The following is a 7360-nucleotide window of genomic DNA, read 5'->3' on the forward strand; positions in this document are numbered from 1 at the left end:
CTTTACCTTTTCAGGCACATTGTCTCGTTCAATAAAACCTACCAGAATGTAAGTGATTGTAGAGCAGATTACCGGCAAACCTATTTCCAGGGCCAGGCTTCCTACCTCTACATTTTTGGTAATAACAAAAGCTACAAGTCCAACCAGAATTGATCCAATAGCGGCTTTTGGACCACAAGATTTGAACCAAGGGATCAAGCCAAACAACATTGGTACTGCAATAGGTCCTACCAAAGCACCAAACCAGCTAATGATTAGCCCCAAAACGCCACCAAATTTATCAAATTGTAGGGCGACGAGGATGGTTCCAAGGGTAAATAGGAAGGTAGTAATCCTTGCCGTCAATAATGAGGTTTTGCCATCTCTGAATTTTTTATTCACGGCAGGTAAAATGTCTCGGGTGATTACTGCGGAAATGGTGTTTATATCAGAAGAAGTCATGGACATGGTATTGGCAAAAAGGGAGGCGATCACTAGCCCTATTAAGCCTACAGGCAGTAACTCCATGGTCAAAATCCCATAAGACTGAGTAGGATCTTCCAAGTCGGGTAGAATCACAGGTGCCGCCCACATTGGAAAGAACAATATCAATGGCCAAATAATATATAGGATACCGGATAATCTTGCCGCTTTAGTAGCTTCTTGTTCCGAAGGGGAAGAGATGTATCTGGTAGCCAAATTCCACTGCCCACCATTGTAAGAGAGGAAATTGATAAACAGGAACAATAGTGCAAAACCAATGGTATATGGTTCATTGAAAGGATCTCCATTACCTTCCGGTAACTGGTCCCACACAGTAAACACACTTTCAATGCCTCCTAATTTCTCAATCACCACATAAAACATGACTAGACCTGCGATGATCTGCACAATAAACTGAGCAAAATCGGTAATAATTACTGCCCACAAACCTCCAAAGGTAATGTAAAGCAAAGATATACCTCCGGAGATCAAAATTCCATAGGTAAGTGATATCCCGGTAAATACATTCAATAAAATAGCTATTGCTGCCCATTTGGCACCTATATCAAATAATTTGAGGATGACCCCACTCCATGCCATTAATTGCTGGGTAGCGAGGTTATAACGTGTAGCAAGAAATTCTAAGGGAGACTGAATTTTGAATCGTTTTCTTAGGCGTACCCAGAATACCGGAAATATTTTAGCGGAAATAACAACAGACAAACCAATGCCTAATGCCCACCATATATATAAAGAAAATCCGTGAGTATAAGCCAAGCCGGCATAGGCCACAAAAACAGCTCCACTGTAACCTGATACGTGGTGAGATATCCCCGAAAGCCACCATGGGAGTTTCCCACCGGCAACGAAATAATCCTCAGCATCGTTGTTCCTAAAATAGGACCATACGCCAATGAGCAACATCAATAAAAAGAATAGCCCGATTACGATCAGGTCAATGGTACTTAATTCCATGTAAGAAAATTTTGGTGATTGATTGGAATAAGGCCAAACCATATGGGTTTGGCCTTATTATTTATATAAAGTGAAAGTTTTAAACAGTTGGCTCCCAACCCGGTTCGTACTCTCTCTTCCAAAGTTCCATCGCTTTAGGATCGTATTTAATATTTCCATTAGAGGAATCAACGTGCAAGGTCCTTCCAATTCTTTGAGAGATATTACCTAATTGTAACAATAATGTACTCTGGTGAGCACCTACAATTTCAGACCTAACTTCAATACCATTGGTAATGCCATCAAAGAAGTTTTGGATATGCAAAGCATCCAAAGCTTGTGCAGGATTAGACCTGTTGGTAGGATCAATGACCATGTCGTTTGTCACCTCTTTTACCAATTCATTTTTAAGGTTGAAAATTTTATAGGAATTGCCCCCTTCAATCAAAAGACTTCCATCTTCACCATAAAACAATGTACCTACGCTACCTTTTTCGATTTGCTTTCCATTACAACTCCTACCTTCCCAGGTGATCATGGATTTATTGTCAAATTCCATATTGATAATTTGCGTATCCGGCGTTTGCCAGTCGTCATCATACCTATACCTTCCACCAGAAGAGTTCACTTTATTTGGATAATCCACCTGTAAACCCCAGCGAGCCAAATCCACCATATGGGTACCATTGTTTAGTGCTTCGCCAGTTCCCCAGTTCCAAAACCAGTGCCAGTTATAGTGAATTAAATTGTCTCTGTAAGCTTCTCTTGGAGCCGGTCCTTGCCATAATTCGTAGTCCAACCATTCCGGAACAGGAACTTGCTTACCGTTACCGATGGGCGATCTGTTGTTTGCGTACCAAGTTTTTGCCATATAAGGCCTTCCGATAACCCCGTTGTGAAGCTCCTCAATGCCTTTGATTACATTAGGCCAAGAACGTCTCTGGTTACCCACCTGAACAACTTTATTGTATTTCTTTTGTGCCTGCATCAGCAATTCACCTTCGTGAGGGTTGTGAGCACAAGGTTTTTCGACATAAACATGTTTGCCTGCTTTTAAGCCCAAAATTGCTGCTGGCGCATGCCAGTGATCCGGAGCTGTAACGATCAAAGCATCAACATCTTTGTCTTCAAGCACTTTTCTTACGTCTTTTTCAATTTTTGGTCTTCTGCCTTGAATCTCATTGACTGATCCTGCGAATTTTTCTGCAGCTCTAATATCCACATCGCAGCTATAGATTACATCACACTGCTTCTGGCTGGCAAAGTTTGTCCCAACAGCATGTCCCCTGCTGACAACGCCCATACTTGCTGCATTGATCCGATCATTGGCGCCAATAATCTTACCATAACTCTTTGCTGACATCCCGGGTAGCATTCCGCCTACCGTAGCGAAGGTTGCGCCAGCGATTGCCTTCTTCACAAAGGTTCTTCTACTATTTTTCATATTATAACTTATTTAAATTTTTATTTTTAATGCCTCTCTTTTACCTTTTGCCAAAACAGCTTCCAAAGAAACAGCTTGACCGTTCATTTTCTTGCTTTCATCTGCTGCTTGCATAAATGCAAAAATTTCAATCGTTTCTTCATCACTTATGGGCGACTTCCCGCTATCAAAGAATTTAGCTATTTCTACCAATAATGGGCGGTAACCTCCATAGCCTCCCATATCTAAAATACCATTTTCTCCAAAGGCTCTTCCTCCATAGCCACCTTTACCGGACCTGGTGCCTCTAAAGGTTCCTATTTTTCCACCTTCCCAAGTGCCTACTACCACGTCAGCTCCTTCAGTATAGGTTCTTTGAACGGTTTTACAGCCGGCTCCCATCAATCCATAAAGCGTCTCTACACCATGAATCCCATACCAGAACAAATCCGGATGCGTAGCTTCATATTTAGCCGGACTAAATGCATCAGCGCCATATACCTCACCAATCTCTCCATTTCTTACAGCAATAACATTCTCCATGTACCTTAATGAACTACTGGAAAAAACAGGAACATTGTATTTTTTAGCCGCATCAAATATGGCTATGGCATCTGGCAAAGAAGCTGCTATTGGTTTGTCAATAAATACAGTTTTTCCTGATTTAAAAACTTCTAAAGCTTGTTCTAAATGAAGTCTTCCATCATTCGTTTCCAACAAAACAACATCTACTATGTCTAAAAGTGAGGCTATAGAATCCACGATCTCTACACCAAGCTTCTTAACATCTTCTATATAACCCGGTATTCTTTCCACAGAAGTTTTGATATCTTTGCTACCATGTGGATAAGCTGCCACTACCTTATAGCCTCCCAAATCAGGAGCTGCATCAGAAGCGTTAAAAGCCTTAGCAAAGGCAACACTATGTGAAGTATCTAGTCCTATTATACCTACCTTTTTATTCCGTTTAACAGATGTATTGCCAAAGGAAAGGGTGGATGTTGCCAAACCCAGACCAATTCCAGCGAGTGCAGCTTTTCCCATAAATTCTCTTCTTTTAATCGATGTGTCCATAAATTGTATTATAATACTTAATTAATATATTGACTTTTTTTAAGATTTTAAATTCAATTATTAAAATCCAATCAAACAATTTACTAAAATTTTTAAAAAGGTAAGGGGGATTTTACATGAATTGCATATTAGTGGTCAAATAGGCTGATAACCCGAATAGGTATTAAAGGGACAGTCTCATCTAAAAAACTTATTTACAACCACTTAAAACACAAACAATTACCTTTCTATAATCAGAAGAATTTCATGAACGGAACTTGAGAAAACCTAAAATACATAAAAAAACCGGCCATTTAAGTAAAATAGCCGGTGTTCTATAAGTGTGTAATTGATTAATATTTTCAATTCACTTCATTTTTATATGGTGATTATAATATTAGCTCTTTGCTGTTTTGGAGGGTCTAACTTCTATTTTACTAGGTAAAGTTCTGGCATCCAATTTAAATAAGCCCACCACAATTTCTCCAATGTCTTCTTTCTGAATTTTCCAAGCATCTTTTTCATCCACCTGATGGTCATTAAAACCGGTGGCTACAGAGCCCGGCATGATGGTACTAACCCTGATACCCTCATTTCGTAAATCCAACATAACCGCCTGAGTGAAACCAGTTAAACCAAATTTACTGGCATTGTATGCAGCTCCACCGGCAAAAAAGTTAGTACCGGCAAGACTTGAAATGGTTAGGAAAAATCCTTCTGTTGCTTTCAAGGCTTCTACAGAAGCTTTGATTCCATAAAAAACACCTGTTAAGTTGGTGTCAATGGTGTCCTTCCAGTGTTCTACACTCAGATCTTGGATTGGTGCAAAGTGCCCTACCCCTGCATTGGCAATAAAATAATCTAATTTCCCCCATTGATTAACCACTTGGTCAACGGCCTCTTTCTGTGCTTCAAAGTCTTTTACATCCAGCTCCAAGGCCATTATCTCTCCTTTAGATGAGACAGAATCTTTGATTTTTTTTGCTGCTTCTTCTGCTCTTGATAAAGACCTGCTGGTGATGGCAACATTCACACCTTCAGCAATCAAAGCTTGGGCGATACCAAATCCTATTCCTGTATTTCCTCCTGTTATAAAAGCGGTTTTATTTTCTAAACTCATAATATATTAATTTTGATAAAAAAAAAGGCCAATGAACTTCATTGGCCTTGTAACAAAAAATAGTATTACTTGGTTTTATCTTTAGCTTCCGCAATTAAATTTTTTCCTTTGGCTTTGGTTTCTTCTGCAACAGCCGAAATGTTTTTGTTCATATTATCCAGTCTTTCATTTACTCCCTTAACTAAATGGTCGAATTGACTGTTGACTTCTTTCAGGTAACCTTCACCTTTTTTTGAAAGTTTTTTTCTTGTGGTCTTTCCTTTCTCCGGTGCAATCAACAATCCAATTTGAACTCCTATTGCAACTCCTGCCAATGTTCCTAAAATTATTTTCGCTGATTTCATAATGTCTTTTATAATGGTTTAAAATTTAAAAACTCAACATCATTATTTACGATGTTATGACTTACAGTTCACAAGTTTTATACCAAAGTGAGGATTTACCTAAAAAAGATTCATATTTAAATTAAAAATCATTTTCCCCATGTAAAGAAGATGAAAAAAGCCTAAATTCTAAAAATAAAGCAGATTTCTAATTCAAATCCGAATCAATAATTTTATTATTGCATACTATTTTTAATCCAAGCCAAGCATGCAAACCATCCTACTTACTGCTTCAAAGACTCTAGTGGTTTTTTTAACAATACTATTCCTATCGGCCCCGAGTTTTGGCCAGAAAACAGGAATTCACAGCCACAATGACTATCTCCATGACGCACCTTTTTGGGAGGCTTATGCCAATGGAGCCGCATCAATAGAGGCAGATGTAATTTTAGTAGGCAACATCCTTTACGTGGCTCATGAAAAAGAAAGCATCAAAGAAGGTCAAACACTTACTTCGCTTTATTTGGACCCACTACTCAAAGCCAAAAAACTAGGCTTGGGTTCGCAAAAACCTTTACAATTATTGGTTGATATTAAAACAGAGGCCTATAGTACCTTGGAGAAGGTTTTGGAAGTCATCCAACCCTATGAAGAATTATGGGAAGACCATGAAAACCCCTTTGTGAAAATCGTCATATCTGGAAACCGACCCAAGGTAGCTGATTATACCAACTATCCCTTTCCTGTTTTTTTTGATTACCAAAGCTTAACAGAATTAGCTGACCTGCCTTTGGAAAAAATTGAACTCTTCAGCCTAAGTTTCAAAAATTACTCCCGGTGGAATGGCAAAGGAAGACTGGTTGACCAAGATATTGATAAGATAAAAAAAATAGTAAACAAGGTGCATGCTTTAGGCAAACCTTTTCGATTTTGGGCTACACCGGACAGCAAAACTTCTTGGAAGTCCCTGAGTGAATTGGGTATTGACTTTATCAATACAGATAATCCCTATGCAGCCAAGGCTTATTTAAGCAGTCTGGATGAACGGTTTTATCAAACCACCAATCTTAGTGAAATCTACAAACCTACCTTTGAAAAAGACGGGATAAGGGGCCCGGTGGACAATGTTATCCTACTCATAGGCGATGGAAATGGGCTTGCTCAAATTTCTGCAGCCATGTATGGAAACGGTAATGACCTTACCCTTACCCAGCTTAAAAATATAGGTTTACTCAAAACCCAATCCAAAGATGATTTTACAACGGACTCAGCGGCTGCCGGAACAGCCTTAGCTACCGGAAATAAGGTGAAAAATAGAAGTGTGGGAGCCCTTCCGAATGGTAGCCCTGCCACAAATCTTCCAGAAATATTGAAAAACCACGGGTTTGTCACCGGTATAGTGACCACAGACAATTTAACAGGAGCTACACCTGCTGCATTTTATGCCCATAGGACAGAAAGAGACCTAACCAGAGAGATCGCAAGTGACTTGGCCAAAAGCCCTTTGAACTTGTTTATTGGAGGAGAAAAAAATGACTTCAAGAAATTCGAAGCCGACGAAACAATAAATCTTAAAAATGCCGGCTTCGAACTTAGCGGTTCATTGGATGATTTGGCGAAAAGCAAGTCAGAAAAAGTTGGCTTTTTTGCCGCTGAAAATGAATTGCCCAAAGTCATGAATGGTAGAGCAGGTTACCTGAGCACAGCCACCAAAGCCAGCCTACAATTTTTAGCTAGCAAAAACAAGCCTTTTTTCCTTATGGTAGAAGGTGCATTTATTGATTCAGGTGGACATATCAATGACAGTCAGACTGTAATAGAAGAGGGAATAGATTTTGATCAAGCCATTGAGGAAGCACTAAAATTTGCAGATCAGAACGGAAGAACTTTGGTAATTATTACTGCAGATCATGAGACGGGTGGCGTCACCCTTCCCCAAGGCAATATCAAAGACCATAAGGTTGAGCTAGAGTTTACTTCTGAAGACCATACAGCCATTATGGTACCTATTTTTGCATATGGCCC

The 7360-nt window shown here is 39.4% G+C and carries 6 protein-coding genes; 1 reads left to right on the top strand and 5 read right to left on the bottom strand.

Translation table 11 applies throughout. The features are described from left to right. From AAC037_RS15375 to AAC037_RS15395, 5 genes are all read right to left on the bottom strand, one after another. The coding region (locus AAC037_RS15375) for a sodium:solute symporter family protein (RefSeq protein ID WP_339903808.1) at positions 1–1437 on the bottom strand (1437 nt) is incomplete at its 3' end. Positions 1438–1516: 79 nt separating this feature from the next. Further along, positions 1517–2860 carry a Gfo/Idh/MocA family oxidoreductase gene (locus tag AAC037_RS15380; RefSeq protein WP_339903809.1) on the bottom strand — a complete coding sequence of 448 codons (1344 nt, stop codon included), beginning with the start codon at positions 2858–2860 and terminating at the stop codon, positions 1517–1519. A gap of 12 nt (positions 2861–2872) precedes the next feature. Further along, on the bottom strand, positions 2873–3913 hold the full coding sequence (locus AAC037_RS15385; RefSeq protein WP_339903810.1) for a Gfo/Idh/MocA family oxidoreductase: 1041 nt from the start codon (positions 3911–3913) through the stop codon (positions 2873–2875). 376 nt (positions 3914–4289) lie between these two features. Next, on the bottom strand, positions 4290–5012 hold the full coding sequence (locus AAC037_RS15390) for an SDR family oxidoreductase (protein ID WP_339903811.1): 723 nt from the start codon (positions 5010–5012) through the stop codon (positions 4290–4292). Positions 5013–5077: 65 nt separating this feature from the next. After that, positions 5078–5356, bottom strand: coding sequence for a YtxH domain-containing protein (locus AAC037_RS15395; RefSeq protein WP_339903812.1), 279 nt, complete (start codon positions 5354–5356; stop codon positions 5078–5080). Positions 5357–5603: 247 nt separating this feature from the next. On the opposite strand from AAC037_RS15395, the gene AAC037_RS15400 reads away from it, so the two are divergent. After that, positions 5604–7360: alkaline phosphatase (locus AAC037_RS15400; protein WP_339903813.1), on the top strand; the 1757-nt coding region annotated here is incomplete at its 3' end.

The organism is uncultured Cyclobacterium sp., assembly GCF_963976465.1.
Taxonomy (GTDB): Bacteria; Bacteroidota; Bacteroidia; order Cytophagales; family Cyclobacteriaceae; genus Cyclobacterium.